At 72.3% G+C, this 17,169-nt stretch carries 17 protein-coding genes; 11 read left to right on the forward strand and 6 right to left on the reverse strand.

Translation table 11 applies throughout. The features are described from left to right. Positions 1 to 76: 76 nt before the first annotated feature. The gene (locus ACZ7LV_RS10575; RefSeq protein WP_471937864.1) at positions 77 to 853 is read right to left on the reverse strand and encodes an amino acid ABC transporter ATP-binding protein; all 777 of its coding nucleotides are present in this window, start codon (positions 851 to 853) and stop codon (positions 77 to 79) included. Between the two features lie 304 nt (positions 854 to 1,157). Between ACZ7LV_RS10575 and ACZ7LV_RS10580 the strand changes: the two genes are divergently transcribed. After that, a complete protein-coding gene (locus ACZ7LV_RS10580) occupies positions 1,158 to 1,844 on the forward strand; it encodes a response regulator transcription factor (RefSeq protein ID WP_471937866.1) in 687 nt (228 codons plus the stop codon). A 9-nt stretch (positions 1,845 to 1,853) separates the two neighbouring features. Beyond that, on the forward strand, positions 1,854 to 3,260 hold the full coding sequence (locus tag ACZ7LV_RS10585; RefSeq protein ID WP_471937868.1) for a sensor histidine kinase: 1,407 nt from the start codon (positions 1,854 to 1,856) through the stop codon (positions 3,258 to 3,260). Here ACZ7LV_RS10585 and ACZ7LV_RS10590 read toward each other — a convergent pair. After that, complete coding sequence (locus ACZ7LV_RS10590; protein WP_471937870.1) at positions 3,250 to 4,245, reverse strand: TAXI family TRAP transporter solute-binding subunit; 996 nt, start codon at positions 4,243 to 4,245, stop codon at positions 3,250 to 3,252. The two genes, ACZ7LV_RS10585 and ACZ7LV_RS10590, sit on opposite strands and share 11 nt — an antisense overlap. 85 nt (positions 4,246 to 4,330) lie before the next feature. Here ACZ7LV_RS10590 and ACZ7LV_RS10595 point away from each other — a divergent pair, with 85 nt between their 5' ends. Continuing rightward, positions 4,331 to 4,735 carry a pyrophosphohydrolase domain-containing protein gene (locus tag ACZ7LV_RS10595; RefSeq protein ID WP_471937872.1) on the forward strand — a complete coding sequence of 135 codons (405 nt, stop codon included), beginning with the start codon at positions 4,331 to 4,333 and terminating at the stop codon, positions 4,733 to 4,735. 54 nt (positions 4,736 to 4,789) lie between these two features. Here the strand turns inward: ACZ7LV_RS10595 and ACZ7LV_RS10600 are convergent, their stop codons facing one another. Next, positions 4,790 to 6,028, reverse strand: coding sequence for a cation:proton antiporter (locus ACZ7LV_RS10600; RefSeq protein ID WP_471937874.1), 1,239 nt, complete (start codon positions 6,026 to 6,028; stop codon positions 4,790 to 4,792). Positions 6,029 to 6,032: 4 nt separating this feature from the next. After that, positions 6,033 to 6,518, reverse strand: a complete 486-nt coding sequence (locus ACZ7LV_RS10605) for a cation:proton antiporter regulatory subunit (protein WP_471937876.1) — start codon at positions 6,516 to 6,518, stop codon at positions 6,033 to 6,035. 336 nt (positions 6,519 to 6,854) lie between these two features. On the opposite strand from ACZ7LV_RS10605, the gene ACZ7LV_RS10610 reads away from it, so the two are divergent. The 4 genes from ACZ7LV_RS10610 (at position 6,855) to ACZ7LV_RS10625 (ending at position 11,071) form a co-directional block, all read left to right on the forward strand. Further along, positions 6,855 to 7,802 carry a sensor histidine kinase gene (locus ACZ7LV_RS10610; RefSeq protein WP_471937878.1) on the forward strand — a complete coding sequence of 316 codons (948 nt, stop codon included), beginning with the start codon at positions 6,855 to 6,857 and terminating at the stop codon, positions 7,800 to 7,802. A 79-nt stretch (positions 7,803 to 7,881) separates the two neighbouring features. Then, on the forward strand, positions 7,882 to 8,517 hold the full coding sequence (locus ACZ7LV_RS10615) for a DUF998 domain-containing protein (RefSeq protein WP_471937880.1): 636 nt from the start codon (positions 7,882 to 7,884) through the stop codon (positions 8,515 to 8,517). Positions 8,518 to 8,623: 106 nt separating this feature from the next. After that, on the forward strand, positions 8,624 to 10,153 hold the full coding sequence (gene miaB, locus ACZ7LV_RS10620; protein ID WP_471937882.1) for a tRNA (N6-isopentenyl adenosine(37)-C2)-methylthiotransferase MiaB: 1,530 nt from the start codon (positions 8,624 to 8,626) through the stop codon (positions 10,151 to 10,153). A 189-nt stretch (positions 10,154 to 10,342) separates the two neighbouring features. Further along, positions 10,343 to 11,071 carry a class III extradiol dioxygenase subunit B-like domain-containing protein gene (locus ACZ7LV_RS10625; protein WP_471937884.1) on the forward strand — a complete coding sequence of 243 codons (729 nt, stop codon included), beginning with the start codon at positions 10,343 to 10,345 and terminating at the stop codon, positions 11,069 to 11,071. An 89-nt stretch (positions 11,072 to 11,160) separates the two neighbouring features. On the opposite strand, the gene ACZ7LV_RS10630 is transcribed toward ACZ7LV_RS10625, so the two are convergent. Beyond that, positions 11,161 to 11,430, reverse strand: coding sequence for an antitoxin (locus tag ACZ7LV_RS10630; protein WP_471937886.1), 270 nt, complete (start codon positions 11,428 to 11,430; stop codon positions 11,161 to 11,163). A gap of 25 nt (positions 11,431 to 11,455) precedes the next feature. Beyond that, positions 11,456 to 11,755 (reverse strand): hypothetical protein, encoded by a 300-nt coding sequence (locus ACZ7LV_RS10635; RefSeq protein WP_471937888.1) that lies wholly within the window; start codon positions 11,753 to 11,755, stop codon positions 11,456 to 11,458. Between the two features lie 217 nt (positions 11,756 to 11,972). Here ACZ7LV_RS10635 and miaA point away from each other — a divergent pair, with 217 nt between their 5' ends. The 4 genes from miaA to ACZ7LV_RS10655 all read left to right on the forward strand — a co-directional run bounded on the left by miaA (position 11,973) and on the right by ACZ7LV_RS10655 (position 17,147). Next, the gene (gene miaA, locus ACZ7LV_RS10640) at positions 11,973 to 12,911 is read left to right on the forward strand and encodes a tRNA (adenosine(37)-N6)-dimethylallyltransferase MiaA (protein ID WP_471937890.1); all 939 of its coding nucleotides are present in this window, start codon (positions 11,973 to 11,975) and stop codon (positions 12,909 to 12,911) included. Positions 12,912 to 13,268: 357 nt separating this feature from the next. Next, positions 13,269 to 13,736: a hypothetical protein gene (locus tag ACZ7LV_RS10645; protein ID WP_471939169.1), complete on the forward strand. Its 468-nt coding sequence runs from the start codon at positions 13,269 to 13,271 to the stop codon at positions 13,734 to 13,736. Between the two features lie 62 nt (positions 13,737 to 13,798). Further along, entirely contained in the window at positions 13,799 to 14,668 is an 870-nt protein-coding gene (gene dapF / locus ACZ7LV_RS10650; protein WP_471937892.1) for a diaminopimelate epimerase, read from the forward strand. A 316-nt stretch (positions 14,669 to 14,984) separates the two neighbouring features. Next, positions 14,985 to 17,147 carry a RelA/SpoT family protein gene (locus tag ACZ7LV_RS10655; RefSeq protein WP_471937894.1) on the forward strand — a complete coding sequence of 721 codons (2,163 nt, stop codon included), beginning with the start codon at positions 14,985 to 14,987 and terminating at the stop codon, positions 17,145 to 17,147. Positions 17,148 to 17,169 lie beyond the last annotated feature (22 nt).

Here is a 17,169-nt window from a genome sequence, read left to right on the forward strand (position 1 = left end):
AAGTGGAGGGCCGTCCGGTGCTGGAAACGCGGCTCGTCGCGAAGGTGCGAGAGTGCGAAGGTGCGACGAGTGACGGTCAGTGGTGGAGGATCTTCGACAGGAAGTCCTTGGCGCGGTCACTGCGCGGGTTGCTGAAGAACTGGTCCGGCACCGCCTCTTCGACGATGCGGCCGTCCGCCATGAACACCACGCGGTTCGCCGCGGATCGGGCGAAGCCCATCTCGTGCGTCACGACGATCATGGTCATGCCGTCGCGGGCGAGCTGCTGCATGACCTCCAGCACCTCGTTGATCATCTCCGGGTCGAGGGCCGAGGTCGGCTCGTCGAAGAGCATCACCTTCGGGTCCATGGCCAGCGCCCGCGCGATCGCGACGCGCTGCTGCTGGCCACCGGAGAGCTGTGCGGGGTACTTGTCCGCCTGCGAGGCCACGCCGACCCGGTCGAGCAGGGCCCGGGCCTTGGCCTCGGCCTGCTGCTTGTCGGTCCTGCGGACCTTGATCTGGCCCAGCATCACGTTCTCGAGCACGGTCTTGTGCGCGAAGAGGTTGAACGACTGGAACACCATGCCGACATCGGCGCGCAGCCGCGCCAGCGACTTGCCCTCCGCGGGCAGCGGCTTGCCGTCGATGGCGATCGAGCCGGAGTCGATCGTCTCCAGCCGGTTGATGGTGCGGCACAAGGTGGACTTTCCGGACCCGGAGGGTCCGATGACCACGACGACCTCGCCGCGTGCGATCGTCAGATCGATGTCCTGGAGTACGTGCAACGCGCCGAAGTGCTTGTTGACGCTCTTCAGGACGACCAGTTCGCCGGTCGCGGCCACATCTTCCTTGGCCACCGATACTTCGGTCATCGCTCTCGGGCTCCGTCCTCCTCGGTTTCGGAGGACAGTAGCTACCCTTTGCGACCTGCGTCATTACATCTGAGGCGAATTTGAGTATCACGATCCGGTAGCAGCTGGACACGGGTGGTAGTACGGAGGCCCGAGCGCGTATCGGCCGGATAACGGAAGGCCCGCGCAACCGGAACCCTCTTGACGCCGTCCTCTTCCATCAGCGTGACTGCCTTGGTGCACGCGCGCGCGTGCACACCTTTTTGTGCCCAGCGACCTGTGTACCCGCCGAGTCCGTACCGCCGATGAACCGAAGGAGGCCGGGATGAGACTGCTCCTCGTCGAGGACGACAACCACGTCGCCGCCGCCCTGTCCGCGGTTCTCGCGCGGCACGGGTTCGACGTCACGCACGCGCGCAGCGGCGAGGAGGCTCTCCAGGCGCTGGTCCCGGAGGGCGCGGGCTTCGGTGTCGTCCTGCTCGACCTCGGCCTGCCGGACCAGGACGGCTACGAGGTGTGCAGCAAGATACGCAAGCGCACCAGCACCCCGGTGATCATGGTCACCGCGCGTTCCGACGTCCGCTCCCGCATACACGGCCTCAACCTCGGCGCCGACGACTACGTCGTGAAGCCGTACGACACGGGAGAACTGCTCGCCCGGATCCACGCCGTCAGCCGGCGCACCGTCCACGAGGACCCCGCGTCCGGCGGGGAGAGCGCGCTGCTCCTGGGCGCCGTACGCATCGAACTGCACACCCGGCAGGTCACGGTGGACGGATCGGCCGTCCAGCTGACCCGCAAGGAGTTCGACCTGCTCGCCCTGCTCGCGCAGCGGCCCGGGGTGGTGTTCCGGCGGGAGCAGATCATCAGTGAGGTGTGGCGCACCAGCTGGGAGGGGACCGGACGCACCCTGGAGGTGCATGTCGCGTCCCTGCGCGCCAAGCTGCGCATGCCCGCCCTGATCGAGACCGTGCGCGGCGTCGGCTACCGGCTCGTCGCCCCGGCCACCTAGCGGGGCCGGGTGCACACACGTCTGCTGCCGCTGCTCATCGTCCTGATGGCGGCCGTACTGCTGGCGCTCGGCGTCCCGCTGGCCGTCAGCGTGGCCGCCGCCCAGCAGCAGAAGGTGGTCGTCGACCGGATCGACGACACGGCGTTCTTCGCGGCCCTCGCCCAGTTCGTCACCGCCTCGCCCACCGGATCCCGCCGCACCGAGCCGGACGAGCGCCTGGAGACGCTCAGCCGCGAACTCGACAGCTACTACGAGGTCTACGGCATCCGCGTCGGCGTCTTCTACGCCGACGACACCCCGATGGCTCATGCGCCGGCGGAGTGGTTCCTCCCCCGGGAGGGCGAGGTGCGCGCAGCCGTCGACGAGGCCCTGCTGAGCCGCCGCAGCGACGACCCGAAGCAGGTGTGGCCCTGGCAGGACGGGCGCCTCGTCGTGGCCTCGCCGGTCATCCGGGACGGCGACGTCGTCGCGGCCGTGGTCACCGACTCGCCCACGGACCAGATGCGTTCGAAGATCATGTACGGCTGGTGGGTGATCGCCGCGGGGGAGACGGCCGCCATGCTGCTCGCCGTCGGCGCCGCGCTGCGCCTGACCGGCTGGGTGCTGCGGCCCGTCCGCGTCCTGGACGCCACCACGCACGAGATCGCCACCGGACGACTCAAGTCCCGGGTCGCGGTGGCCAGCGGACCGCCGGAACTGCGGCGCCTGGCCCGGTCGTTCAACGAGATGGTGGACAACGTCGAGGACGTGCTGGAGCAGCAGCGCGCCTTCGTCGCCGACGCCTCGCACCAGTTGCGCAACCCGCTCGCCGCGCTGCTGCTGCGCATCGAGCTGCTCGCCCTCGAACTGCCCGAGGGCAACGAGGAGATCGCCTCGGTCCAGGCCGAGGGCAAGCGCCTGGCCCGGGTGCTGGACGACCTGCTCGACCTGGCGCTCGCCGAACACGCGGGGGCCGACCTCCGGCTCACCGACGTGGGCGCGCTGGCCGCCGAGCGGGTCGCCGCCTGGTCGCCGACCGCCGAGGCCAAGGGCGTACGGCTGGTGGCGGACTGCCCGGCGACGACGGCCTGGGCCGACCCGGTGACCCTGTCCAGCGCGCTGGACGCGGTGATCGACAACGCGGTGAAGTTCACGCCCGAGGGCGAGTGCGTGCAGGTCACCGTCGCCTCCAACGGCGGCACCTCCACCGTCGTGGTCGCCGACCGGGGTCCCGGCCTGACCGACGAGGAGCTGACCCGTGTCGGTGACCGCTTCTGGCGCAGCGGACGGCACCAGAACGTGAAGGGTTCGGGGCTCGGGCTGTCCATCACGCGCGCGCTGCTCGCGGCGGCCGACGGCTCGATCGCCTACGAGCACCACGCGCCGCACGGGCTGAAGGTCACGCTGACCGTGCCCCGCAACAGCCCTACGGCTTGACGGACCGGTAGTAGCGCCGGGCGCCGTCGTGCAGGGGAAGCGGGTCGGTGTAGATGGCGGTGCGCAGATCGACCAGCTGGGCGGAGTGGACGTGCGCCCCGATCTCGTCACGGCTCTTGATCACCGTGCGGGTCATCCACTCGGTGAGCTCGGGATCCATGTCCTTGCGGGTGATCAGCACGTTCGACACCGCCATCGTCGGCACGGTGCCGCCACCGCGAGTCCCGTAGGCCGACTCGGGCAGGTTGGTCGCGCGGTAGTGGTGGGTCGCCGGGCCCTGCCGGTGCAATGCGGAGACGAAGTCCGCGTCGATCGGCACGAAGCGGAACTTGAACTTCTTGGCCAACTGGAGCAGCCCGTCCGTGGGCAGCCCGCCGGACCAGAAGAACGCCTCGATCTCGCCCCGCCTGAGCCGTGCGGGGCCGGTGTCTATCCCGTCGGACAGCGGCGTGATGTCCTCCCGCGCGTCGATGCCCGCCGCCTTCAGGACCCGGGTCGCGATCAGCCGCACGCCCGAGTGGGGCAGCCCTATGGCGACCCGCCTGCCGCGCAGATCCTCGACCGACCGGACGTCCGAGTCGCGGGGGACGACCAGGTGCACGTAGTCGTCGTACAGCCGCGCGACGCCGCGCAGCCGGTCCGCGCCCGGCCCCTTGTTCAGCTCGTACGTCTCCACCGCGTCGGCCGCCGCGATGGTGAAGTCGGCCTCGCCGGTCGCCACGCGCGCGACGTTCTCCTGGGAGCCGTCACTGGTCAGCAGCCGCACCTTGAGGTTCGGCATGTCCCGGGACAACTCGGTGCGCAGCAGGGTGCCGTACTCCTGGTAGACACCGCGCGGGGTGCCGGTGCTGAACGTGATCGAGCCCTTCGGCGGCTCCTCGCCCAGCGGCAGCAGCCACCACAGCAGCAGGCCGAGGGCGACGGCACCGGCTGCCGTGCTCTGCAGGGCACGGCGGGTGCCGACACGGGGGAGCGCTCTGGACATGCGCGCGATCCTGCCAGTCCGTACGGCTGCTGACCAGGGCGGGAATCACAGGAGGCTGTCAGTGGGGGCGGCTAGTGTTCCCGGTATGAGTTCCTCGCCCGCCGACCTGGTCCGTGCGTTCCACCTCGCCTTCGGTCTCGACGCCCGCAGCGTTCCGACGGAGGTGTCGCCGAAGCTGGCGGGCCACCGGGGCGAGTTGCTGGCCGAGGAGGCCGCGGAGGTCGCCGAGGTGTCGGTGACGGGCCCCCTCGACAAGCTGGCGCACGAACTGGCCGACGTCGTCTATGTGGCGTACGGCACGGCCCTGGTGCACGGCATCGACCTGGACGCGGTGATCGCCGAGATCCACCGTTCCAACATGACCAAGCTGGGCCCCGACGGCCAGGTGATGCGACGGGCGGACGGCAAGGTGCTGAAGGGGGAGCACTACGAGGCTCCGGACGTGGCGGCGGTGCTGCGCCGGCAGGGGTGGCGGCCGGACGGGGTGTGAAGCGGTTCTCCCGGTAGTGGGGACCCCGCCCGGCCTGCGCGGTGTGGGGGCGTCTCAGTCCCCTACCGGCGCCTCCGTCACCGGTGCCTCGGTCCGGGCGTCCTCCTCGCGTCGTACCGGTGCGGACGACTTCTTGGAGCGGTGGCGCATCCAGCGCATCGCGATCGGCTCGGTGTAACGGGCCGTGAGGGGGCCGATGATGACCAGGATCAGGACGTACGCGGTGGCCAGGGGGCCCAGGGACGGTTCGATGCCGGCCGTCACCGCCAGGCCCGCGATCACGATCGAGAACTCGCCGCGCGCCACCAGCGCCCCACCCGTGCGCCAACGGCCCTTGAGGGAGATCCCGGCGCGCCGGGCCGCCCAGTAGCCGGTGGCGATCTTGGTGAGGGCGGTGACGAAGGCCAGGCCGAGGGCGGGCAGCAGGACCGGCGGGATGCTCGCCGGGTCGGTGTGCAGACCGAAGAAGACGAAGAACACCGCGGCGAACAGGTCACGCAAGGGGCTCAGCAGCGTGTGCGCGCCCTCCGCGACCTCCCCCGACAGCGCGATGCCGACCAGGAACGCGCCCACCGCCGCCGACACCTGGAGCTGCTGGGCGATGCCCGCGACCAGGATGGTCAGCCCGAGGACCACCAGCAGCAGCTTCTCCGGGTCGTCGCTGGAGACGAACCGCGAGATGACCCGGCCGTAGCGGACCGCCGCGAAGAGGACGAGGCCCGCCACGCCCAGGGCGATCGCCAGCGTCACGCTGCCCGCCGCCAGGCTGACCCCCGCAAGCAGCGCGGTGATGATGGGCAGGTACACGGCCATCGCGAGGTCCTCCAGGACCAGCACGCTGAGGATCACGGGCGTCTCGCGGTTGCCGATCCGGCCCAGTTCGCCCAGCACCTTCGCGATGACACCGGAGGACGAGATCCAGGTGACGCCAGCCAGGACCACGGCGGCCACTGGGCCCCAGCCGAGGAGCAGCGCGACGGCCGCGCCCGGCAGCGCGTTGAGCGCGCAGTCGACCAGGCCCGCCGGGTAGTGGGCCTTGAGGTTGGTGACGAGGTCGCTGGCCGTGTACTCCAGGCCGAGCATGAGCAGCAGCAGGATGACGCCGATCTCGGCGCCGATGGCGACGAACTCCTCACTCGCGCCGAGGGGCAGCAGACCGCCCTCGCCGAAGGCCAGTCCGGCGAGCAGATAGAGGGGAATGGGGGAGAAGCCCAGCCGGCCGGCCATCCGGCCGAGCAGGCCGAGGCCGAGGAGGATCGAACCGAACTCGATCAGCAGAACCGCGGAGTGCACCGGCTCACTCCCGCCCGAGTATCGCCGCGGCGGCGTCGACGCCCTCGCGGGTGCCGATGACGATCAGCGTGTCGCCGCCCGCGAGCCGGAAGTCGGGGGTCGGGGACGGAATGGCCTCGGCCCGCCGCAGCACGGCGACGACGGACGCGCCGGTCTCGGTCCGCAGCCGGGTGTCACCGAGCACGCGGCCGTTCCAGCGTGAGGTCGCGCCCACCTCGATCCGCTCGGCCACCAGGCCGAGGTCGGTGGTGGAGAGCAGGCTGTTGCTGTGGTGCGAGGGCTGCAGCGCGTCGATCAGTGCGCCTGCCTCGGCGGTGGTCAGGTGCAGCGACTGGGCGCAGGAGTCGGGGTCGTCGGTCCGGTAGACGTTGACCGTCCGGGTGCCGTCGCGATGGGCCACCACGGACAGGTGGCGGTGTTCCCGGGTGACGAGGTCGTACTGGACCCCGATGCCCGGCAGCGGCGTCGCCCTGAGGCGTGGAGCGGACACGATTGTTCCCCTTGCTGATCGTCGTGCGGATGCCGTGTGGTGTCGTGCGGATGCCGTGCGGCGTCGTGTGCATGCCGTGTCGTGCGCATGCCGTGTGGTGCAGTGCAGTGCAGTGCGGTGCGCGGTGCCGTACGGAAAGCGGTGCTGATCCTGGTGGCGCCGGGAGCGGTGCTTGCCTGCCGACGGTCGCGCGGAGGCCGTCGGCCCCGCCATGCTGCCATCCGCCCGTACCGTGGCGACATGGGTGTCAGCACGGATGGACAGCGGCGGCGGGGAGCGGAGAGGCTGGTCAGGGCGGTGCTGTCGGCCAGGGCAGGGAGAGGAGTCGGTACAGGCGTGTCGTTGTTCTGGCGGATCTTCTCCCTGAACGCCCTCGGCCTGCTCGTGGCCACCGCCCTGCTGCTCGGCCCGGTCACGGTGTCGACCCCGGTGCTGCCGGGCGAGGTGCTGGTCGTCGTCTGCGGCCTCGCGGCGCTGCTCGCGGTCAACGCCGCCGTCCTGCGCGTGGGTCTGGCGCCGCTGGGCCGTCTGGGACGGGCCATGGCCACCGCGGATCTGCTGCGGCCCGGCGCCCGCGCCGAGGTCTCCGGGCCGGTGGAGACCGCGGTGCTCATCACGACGTACAACACGATGCTGGACCGGTTGGAGACCGAACGCGCCGCGAGCGCGGCACGCGCCCTCTCCGCGCAGGAGCGGGAACGCCACCGCATCGCGCGCGAGCTCCACGACGAGGTCGGGCAGACCCTCACCGCCGTTCTGCTCCAGCTCAAGCGGGTCGCCGACCGCGCGCCGCGGGAGTTGAGGGACGAGGTCGGCCAGGCGCAGGACGCGACCCGGGCCGGTCTCGACGAGATCCGGCGTATCGCGCGCCGGCTGCGGCCCGGGGTGCTGGAGGAGCTGGGGCTGGCCAGTGCGCTGCGGGCGCTGGCCGGTGAGTTCACCGGCCATGGGCTGACGGTGCGCCACGACGTGCAGGGCGAGCTGCCCGCACTGGACCAGGAGACCGAACTGGTGGTCTACCGGGTGGCCCAGGAGGCGCTCACCAACACCGCGCGGCACTCCGGTGCCGACCGTGCGGACCTCCGGTTCGGACCGGTCGCCGGAGGCGTCGAGCTGTACGTCCGCGACAACGGCCGGGGTCTCCAAGGGGCGCCGGAAGGAGCCGGCATCGGCGGTATGCGGGAACGGGCGCTGCTCGTCGGGGCGGCGCTGACACTGGGGCCGGCACCGGGGCGGGGTGCGGAGCTGCGGCTGCTCGTTCCCACGGCCGGCGGGGAACGGTGAGCTCACGAGGGGCGCGATCCGGGCAGGGCCGACCGCGTGTGTACCCGGAAGGCGCTGGTCGGCGTTCTACCGTGTGCGGATGCGAACGGTTCCCAGGTGGGCCTTGGTCTCGTCGGGATGCCCGCCCGTCCTGCTGATCTCGGGCTGGACGGTCGCGGCACGACTGGAGGGACCGGCCTACGACCCCGTCACCCAGACCATCAGCGTCCTGGCGGCGTACGGGGCGGCGGGATTCTGGGTGATGACCGTCGCGCTGCTCGCCCTCGGCACCTGCCACCTGCTGACCGCCTGGGCACTGCGCGCGGCCGCGCTCGCCGGACGGGTGGCGCTGGCGGCCGGGGGAGTGGCGGCGCTCATGGTGGCGCTGCTCCCGACCCCGAGCAGCGGGGGTTCCCTGCGTCACGGATCCGTCGCCACGGTCGCCTTCACGCTCCTCGCGGTGTGGCCGGTGCTGGCCACCGAGCGCGGCGGGGGCGCTCCGTGGGCCCTGCGCCCCGCACCCTGCGTCGCGGCCACCGCCGTGATGTGCGCCGGCGCGGCCTGGTTCCTGGTCGAGGCGAGCCGGCAGGGCTCCGCCGGAGCCGTCGAACGCCTGGTGACCGGCTTCCAGTCCGTGTGGCCCTTCGTGGTCGTCGTGTCCTGCGTCCTCGCCTCACCACCGGCGACACCGCCGCCGTCACCGCGGACTCCACCCCTGCCTCCGCCCGGCGAGTGACGTCCCCGTTTGCCCGTGCGACCCTGCGACGGGGCCCTTCCGGGACCGGGAGGGCCCCCTTCCAGGACGGGGACGGCCCCCTCGCGGGACCGCCTACCCTTGACGCATGACCAGCAGCAGCGACCGGAGCCCGGCAGTGGACGTTCAAGCACCCAAGAGCTACGAGATCCGCACCTACGGGTGCCAGATGAACGTCCACGACTCCGAGCGATTGGCCGGCCTGCTGGAGGACGCCGGTTACGTCCGCGCCCCGGAAGGGGCGGACGGCGAGGCGGACGTCGTCGTCTTCAACACCTGCGCGGTACGGGAGAACGCCGACAACCGGCTCTACGGCAACCTCGGCCACCTCGCGCCGAAGAAGGCCCAGCGGCCCGGCATGCAGATCGCCGTCGGCGGCTGCCTCGCGCAGAAGGACCGCGACACCATCGTGAAGCGTGCGCCCTGGGTGGACGTCGTCTTCGGCACGCACAACATCGGCAAGCTGCCCGTCCTGCTGGAACGCGCGCGCGTGCAGGAAGAGGCCCAGGTCGAGATCGCCGAGTCGCTGGAGGCGTTCCCCTCGACCCTGCCGACGCGCCGCGAGAGCGCGTACGCGGCATGGGTGTCGATCTCCGTCGGCTGCAACAACACCTGCACCTTCTGCATCGTCCCGGCGCTGCGCGGCAAGGAGAAGGACCGCCGCCCCGGCGACATCCTCGCCGAGGTCGAGGCCCTGGTCGCCGAGGGCGTCTCCGAGATCACGCTGCTCGGCCAGAACGTCAACGCCTACGGCTCCGACATCGGTGACCGCGAGGCCTTCAGCAAGCTGCTGCGGGCCTGCGGCGGGATCGAGGGCCTGGAGCGCGTCCGCTTCACCTCGCCGCACCCGCGTGACTTCACGGACGACGTCATCGCCGCCATGGCGGCGACGCCGAACGCGATGCCGCAGCTGCACATGCCCCTCCAGTCCGGCTCGGACACGGTCCTGAAGGCCATGCGCCGCTCGTACCGCCAGGAGCGCTACCTCGGCATCATCGAGAAGGTCCGCGCCGCCATCCCGCACGCGGCGATCACCACGGACATCATCGTGGGCTTCCCCGGCGAGACCGAGGAGGACTTCGAGCAGACCCTGCACGTGGTGCGCGAGGCCCGATTCGCGCAGGCGTTCACGTTCCAGTACTCGAAGCGTCCCGGTACGCCGGCCGCCGAGATGGAGGGGCAGATCCCCAAGGAGGTCGTCCAGGCTCGCTACGAGCGTCTCGTCGCCCTCCAGGAGGAGATCTCCTGGGACGAGAACAAGAAGCAGGTCGGCCGCACCCTGGAGCTGATGGTCGCCGAGGGCGAGGGCCGCAAGGACGGCGCCACCCACCGCCTGTCGGGCCGCGCCCCCGACAACCGGCTGGTCCACTTCACCAAGCCGGACGAGGAGGTGCGCCCCGGCGACGTGGTCACGGTCGAGGTGACCTACGCCGCTCCGCACCACCTCCTCGCCGAGGGACCCGTCCTCGCCGTGCGCCGCACGCGCGCGGGCGACGCCTGGGAGAAGCGGAACACGGCGGAGGCCGCCAAGCCGGCGGGCGTGCTGCTGGGCCTGCCGACGGTGGGCGTCCCGGAGCCGCTGCCGGTGGCCACGGGCGGCGGTTGCGCCCTCGACTGAGGCCGACCGACCGGGCGGGCGGCCTCCGCGGGGTGGGCCTCTGCGGGGGCGAGCGCTTGAGTACGGGGGGCGGCGGGGCGGCTTGTGAGGATGACGTCCGCGGAGCGGCTTACGAGGATGACGTCCGCGGGGCGCCTTGCGAGGATGACGTCCGCGGGGGCGACGACGGTGGGGGTTACGCTGCCGATCATGCTTGTCGCCGCCGCAGTGTGCCCCTGCCCGCCGCTCCTCGTCCCCGCGGTCGCCGCGGGGGCCGCTCCTGAGATGGACCTCGCCCGCACCGCGTGCACGGACGCGCTGGGCGTCCTCGCCGCCGCCCGGCCCGACAGGCTGATCGTCGTCGGGCCCACCCGCGAGGGCGGGACCGAGTCGTATCCGGAGGGTACGCACGGTTCGTTCCGCGGCTTCGGTGTCGACGTCGGCGTACGGCTGGGCCGGGGCGGCGCGGCCGACGGGGCCGGGACGACCGTGCCGGCCACGCTGCCGCCCTCGCTCGCGGTCGCCGCGTGGCTGCTGGAGCGAACCGCCTGGGCGGACGCGCCGGTCGAGGGGCTCGCCGTGGGGGAAGATCTCCCGCCCGAGCGGTGCGGCGACATCGGCAGGGAGATCGCCGCCGGGGGCGAGCGGGTCGCGCTGCTGGTGATGGGCGACGCGAGCGCGTGCCGCACGCTGAAGGCGCCGGGCTATCTCGACGAGCGGGCGGAGCCGTTCGACGCGGCGGTGGGCCGTGCGCTCGGGTCGGCGGACCTCGCGGCCCTGGCGGCGCTGGACGTGGAGCTCGCGCGTCAGCTCATGGTGTCGGGGCGTGCGCCCTGGCAGGTGCTCGCGGGCGCGGCCGAGGGCGCGCCGCTCGGCGGGGCACTGCTGTACGAGGACGCACCGTACGGAGTGGGGTACGTGGTGGCGTCCTGGTCGTAGGGCCCGATACGGCGGACGGCCGGGAGCGTGGTGCTCCGCGGCCGCCCGTCGGTCGTGCCGTATGACCGGTTCGCTGGTCCGCGCTCGCCTCAGGAGGCCGGCGGCGGGCCGCTCGGCGGCGTGGTCGCACCGCCTCCCGTACCCCTGTCGTCCTTGTGCGCGAGCCGGTCCATGGCACCCTTCGCCTTGTCGGTGCCGTGGTGGATCTTGTCGCTGTACTTGCCCTTGGTCCGGTCGTCGACGGCCTTGGCGGCCTTGTCGATGCCGTGCTGGATCTTGCCCCCGTGCTGCTGCGCGAGGTCGGAGACCTTGCCCTTGGCCGGGCCCAGCCTGGCCTTCAGATTGTCCAAAAGACCCATGGGTTCACCTTCCCTCGCGGGACCGTCACGTGCGGGCGCCCTCGTCGGCCTCGCTGTCGGCCGCCTGGCCGGGCGACTGCTGCTGCGGGATCTCGACGGACTCCGGAGCGTCGCCCTCGCCGCCCGTCCTGGCCGCCGCGTCCGTCGCGGCCCCGGCTTCGGTCCCACCGGGTGCCTTGGCCTCCGTGACCTCGTCCGTCGCCGGCCGGGCCGACGGCTGGTCGGTCCCCGCCTCGGCGGTCGACGTCTCGGCGGTCGACGTCTCCTCCGTGGTCTTCTCCTCCGTCGTCTTCGACTTGCGGAAAAGTCGCGCAAAAACGCCCATATCAACTCCATACGTTACTCGCGCGGGCAAAATCCCGCGTCGCCATGAGGTCCCCCTGCCCGGGCGAGGCCGAGGAGGCCGGGAAGCGTCCGTGTGTCGCCCGGGTCGCCGCCCCGGTGAACCGGCGGCGCGAACCCCGCAACGGGCAACGACTCCGGGAAGCCTCCGTCACGTAACTCGTTCGAGAGCGGCCTCGGAGGTTTGCGAGACTGGTGCGGTGAGCAGCGCACTTCCCGCCCCCCGAGTCATCGCCGTCGTCGGACCGACCGCGGCCGGAAAGTCCGATCTGGGCGTCCACCTCGCCCAGCAGCTCGGTGGGGAGGTCGTCAACGCCGACTCCATGCAGCTCTACCAGGGGATGGACATCGGCACCGCCAAGCTGACGCCCGAGGAGCGCGGCGGGGTCCCGCACCACCTCCTCGACATCTGGGACGTCACGGTCACGGCTTCCGTCGCCGAGTACCAGCGGCTGGCCCGCGAGCACATCGAGCGCCTGCTGGCCGAGGGGCGCTGGCCGATCCTCGTCGGCGGCTCGGGCCTGTACATCCGGGGGGCGGTCGACAACCTGGAGTTCCCCGGCACCGACCCCGAGGTCAGGGCCCGGCTGGAGGAGGAGCTCACGCTGCGCGGCTCGGGAGCGCTGCACGCCCGACTGGCCGCCGCCGACCCCGACGCCGCGCGCGCGATCCTGCCGAGCAACGGCCGCCGCATCGTCCGAGCGCTCGAGGTGATCGAGATCACCGGGATGCCCTTCACGGCCAACCTGCCGGGGCACGACTCGGTGTACGACACCGTGCAGATCGGCGTCGACGTGGCGCGACCCGAGCTCGACGAGCGCATCGCGCTGCGCGTCGACCGGATGTGGGAGTCCGGGCTCGTCGAGGAAGTGCGCGCACTGGAGGCGCGGGGCTTGCGCCAGGGGCGCACGGCGTCGCGCGCACTCGGCTACCAGCAGGTGCTCGCCGCGCTGGCCGGTGAATGCACGATGGAGGAGGCCCGGGCCGAGACCGTACGGGCCACCAAACGCTTCGCGCGCCGTCAGGATTCATGGTTCAGGCGCGACCCCCGGGTGCATTGGCTCAGTGGGGCCGCGGCGGACCGCGGGGAACTTCCACGGCGCGCCCTGGCGTTGGTCGAACGACCGGTCACAGCCTGATCACGTGATGGCATCGGGACGCCCCGGCCGTCATCCGGGCCTCCGGCGCCGTGCCATCATCGAGCTTCGATCGACCAAGTGGAGTCCTAGTTGGGAGGGCGCGTGGCGATGGAGGCCGGCCCTCGCAACACGGCACAAGCCGCCGAGCACGCCGCCACCGGGAGTGGTGAAGCGGAGCGGGACGACCACGGGCGTCCGGGCGTCGACGTGGGGGGACCGACCGCGGGCGGCCATGTCCGTCCCGGCGCCGACACGGACGGGCCGGCCGGCGCCCACGGGGACGATCCGCTCGGCATCGACGGTGCGGCACCCGGCTCCGGCGCCGAGGCCGCCCCCGGACTCGGCGGTGAGAGCCCTCTGGCCTCGGACGGGGACGTCCGACTCACCCCGGACGGCGACGTCCGCCTCGCCGCGGACGGGCTCGACGAGACGCCGGACGGTGTGAGCGACGACGGCCCCGAGCCGGACGAGCTGTTCGTGGGCGGTCCCGAGGTCGAGGTCGAGCTGCGCCCGCAGCGCCGCCTGCGCCTGTGGCAGCTCGCGCCGATCGTCGGCCTGGCCGCGGTGGGCTCCCTGATGTTCGCCTTCCCGCTCGCCTTCGACTTCGGCGACAGCGGCGCCGTGATCGCCATGCTGGGGCTGCTGATCTGCTCCTGCGCGGCCGGCTGGGGCATGATGGCCGCTCGCAAGGTCGGCCACACCTGGCCGGGGCTGCCGCAGCGCGGCTCCGGACGGCGACCGGACTGGCGGGTGGTGCTCGCGTACGTGGTCGTGGTGGCCGCGGTGGTGGTGCTCGCGGTCTGGCGGGTCGCGCGGCTGCGCTGAGCGGGCGCTCGACCGCGCCCCGGGCGCGACCGGGTGCCGTGCTCACCCCGTACGATCGAGGAATGAGCACGCGGATCGCCTTCCTCAAGGGGCACGGCACCGAGAACGACTTCGTGATCGTCCCGGACCCCGAGAACGCCCTCGACCTGTCGGCCACCGCCGTGGCCGCCCTGTGCGACCGCCGCGCGGGCATCGGCGGCGACGGCCTGCTGCACGTCGTGCGGTCCGCGGCGCACCCCGAGGCCAAGGAGATGGCCGCCGAGGCGGAGTGGTTCATGGACTACCGCAACGGCGACGGCTCGATCGCGGAGATGTGCGGCAACGGCGTGCGCGTGTTCGCGCGCTACCTCCAGCGGGCCGGTCACGTGACCGAGGGTGACATCGCCGTCGCCACGCGCGGGGGCGTGAAGACCGTGCACCTTGCCAAGGACGGTGACGTGACCGTCGGCATGGGCAGCGCACGGCTCCCCGAGGGCGAGGTCACGGTGGGCGTGGGCGAGCGCAGCTGGCCCGCGCGGAACGTGAACATGGGCAACCCGCACGCCGTGGCGTTCGTGGACGACCTCACCGACGCCGGCGACCTGCTCTCCCCGCCGCCGTTCAGCCCGGCCGCCGCCTACCCGGACGGCGTCAACGTCGAATTCGTCGTCGACCGCGGCCCCCGGCACGTCGCCATGCGCGTGCACGAGCGCGGCTCCGGCGAGACCCGCTCCTGCGGGACGGGCGCGTGCGCCGTCGCCGTGGCGACCGCCCGCCGCGACGGCGCCGACCCCGCCGTCACCGGGACTCCGGTGACGTACACCGTCGACGTCCCCGGCGGACGCCTCGTCATCACCGAACGGCCGGACGGCGCGGTCGAGATGACCGGTCCGGCGGTGATCGTCGCCGAGGGTGAGATCGACATGGAGTGGCTCGCGGGCGCGACGGGCTGACGGGGCGTCCGCTTCTCCGGGCCCGCGTGATCGGCTGACACCCCGCCAGGAAGCGGCCGCCGTACGGCGAATGGCGGCCGGTCCTCCGCTCGGACGTTCGACACCTGGCAGCCCAGTTCATGCCGTGCCCGGCCATAAACATCCAAATCATCGCTCGAATGGGTGATCCGTTTCACGCTGGCCGAGAGGCGGTCAGGTGGGCGTGGTGGGCTCGATAGCATCAAGCACCGGCCCGGACGGGGGAGATGTCAACCACCCCTGAGCCGTGTCCGCCATGGGGCACCCCGTTCGCCGGTCCACGCAGCCGGAGGTGCCCATGAGTGCGGAGGCCACGAACCCTGCGAGCCCAGGTGCCGTAGCGGGCCCGATGACAGGCCCCGTGCCCTCGCCGGCGCCCCGCAGAAGGTCGCTCCCGCGACTCGACCTGCGGCGCCTCGGCCGCGCCGCCCTGCTCGGGCCCGCTGCCCGCGACCGGTTGCCCGACGCGATCGGCCACGTGGTCGAGGCGCATCGCGCCCACCATCCCGACGCCGACCTCGAACCGCTGCGCCGCGCCTACCTCCTGGCCGAGTCCTCGCACCGCGGCCAGATGCGCAAGAGCGGTGAGCCCTACATCACGCACCCGCTCGCGGTCACCCTCATCCTCGCCGAACTCGGCGCCGAGACCACCACCTTGACGGCCTCCCTGCTCCACGACACCGTCGAGGACACCGACGTGACCCTCGCCCAGGTGCGCGAGCAGTTCGGCGAGGAGGTGCGCTACCTCGTCGACGGCGTCACCAAACTCGAGAAGGTCGACTACGGCGCCGCCGCCGAACCCGAGACGTTCCGCAAGATGCTCGTCGCCACCGGCAGCGACGTCCGGGTGATGTCGATCAAACTCGCCGACCGGCTGCACAACATGCGCACCCTCGGCGTGATGCGTCCCGAGAAACAGGCCAGGATCGCCAAGGTCACCCGGGACGTCCTGATCCCGCTCGCCGAACGCCTCGGCGTCCAGGCCCTCAAGACCGAACTGGAGGACCTGGTCTTCGCGATCCTCCACCCCGAGGAGTACGAGCACACCCGCGCCCTGCTCGTCGAGAACGCCGCCCGTGGCGACGACCCGCTCGCCGAGATCGCCGCCGAGATGCGCACCGTGCTGAACGAGGCCGACATCGCCTCCGAAGTCCTCATCCGCCCCCGGCACTTCGTCTCCCTGCACCGCGTCTCCCGCAAACGCGGCCGGCTGCGCGGCTGCGACTTCGGCCGGCTGCTCGTGCTGGTGAACGAGGACGCGGACTGTTACGGCGTCCTCGGCGAACTGCACACCTGCATGAAGCCCGTGGTCTCGGAGTTCAAGGACTTCATCGCCGTACCGAAGTTCAACCTCTACCAGTCGCTGCACACCGCCCTCGCCCGCGCGGACGGCCAGGTCGCCGAAGTGCTCATCCGTACCCACCAGATGCACAAGGTCGCCGAGGCCGGAGTGATCGCGCTCGGCAACCCCTATGCGCCGCCCGCCTCCTCCGAGGACCCGGCCGACGGCGAGCGCGCCGACCCGACCCGCCCCGGCTGGCTCTCCCGCCTCCTCGAATGGCAGCGGGCCGCACCCGACCCGGACACCTTCTGGTCCACCCTGCGCGAGGACCTCGCCCAGGACCGTGAGATCACCGTCTTCCGCCCCGACGGCGGCACCCTGGGACTGCCGGAGGGCGCCTCCTGCGTGGACGCCGCGTACGCCCAGTACGGCGAGGACGCGCACGCCTGCATCGGGGCCCGCGTCAACGGCCGCCTGGCGACGCTGAGCACCGTCCTGCGCGACGGCGACACGGTCCAGCTGCTCATGGGGCAGGACCCCGCTTCCGAGCCCTCCCGGGAGTGGCTGGACCACGCCCACACGCCGGCCGCCCGGATCGCCATCCAGCGGTGGCTGACCGCGCATCCCACACCCACGGACACGGGCGGGACGGCCACGACGGAGACGAACCGCGAGCCACGCGCCGACGAGACCGCCGTACGCCCCGCGTCACCCGCGCCCACCGCGGCCGCGGCCGCGGTCGTCGACCGCCCGGGCGCGAGCGTCCGGCTCGCCCGCTGCTGCACCCCCGTACCGCCCGATGAGGTCACCGGCTTCGCCGTACGCGGGGGAGTCGTGACCGTCCACCGCGTCGGGTGCGCGGCGGTGGCCCGGATGAAGGGCACGGGACGTGCCGAGGTGGGCGTGAACTGGGGGGACAGCGCGGAGTGCCGGGTGACGCTGGTCGCTGAATCGTTCGGGCGCCCCCACCTTCTCGCGGACCTGACCGAGGCCATCGCCCTGCAGGGCGCCGAGATCGTCTCGGCCACCGTGGAACCCCCGACGCAGCAACGGGTCCGCCACACCTACACGCTCCAACTGACCGACGCCGCCCACCTGCCCGGCCTGATGCGCGCGATGCGCAACGTGGCCGGTGTGTACGACGTGAGCCGGGCGCAGCACCCCGTGTCGACCTGGTGACCCGGGCCTGAACCGGGCAGCC

The organism is Streptomyces sp. NPDC107562, from assembly GCF_055657325.1.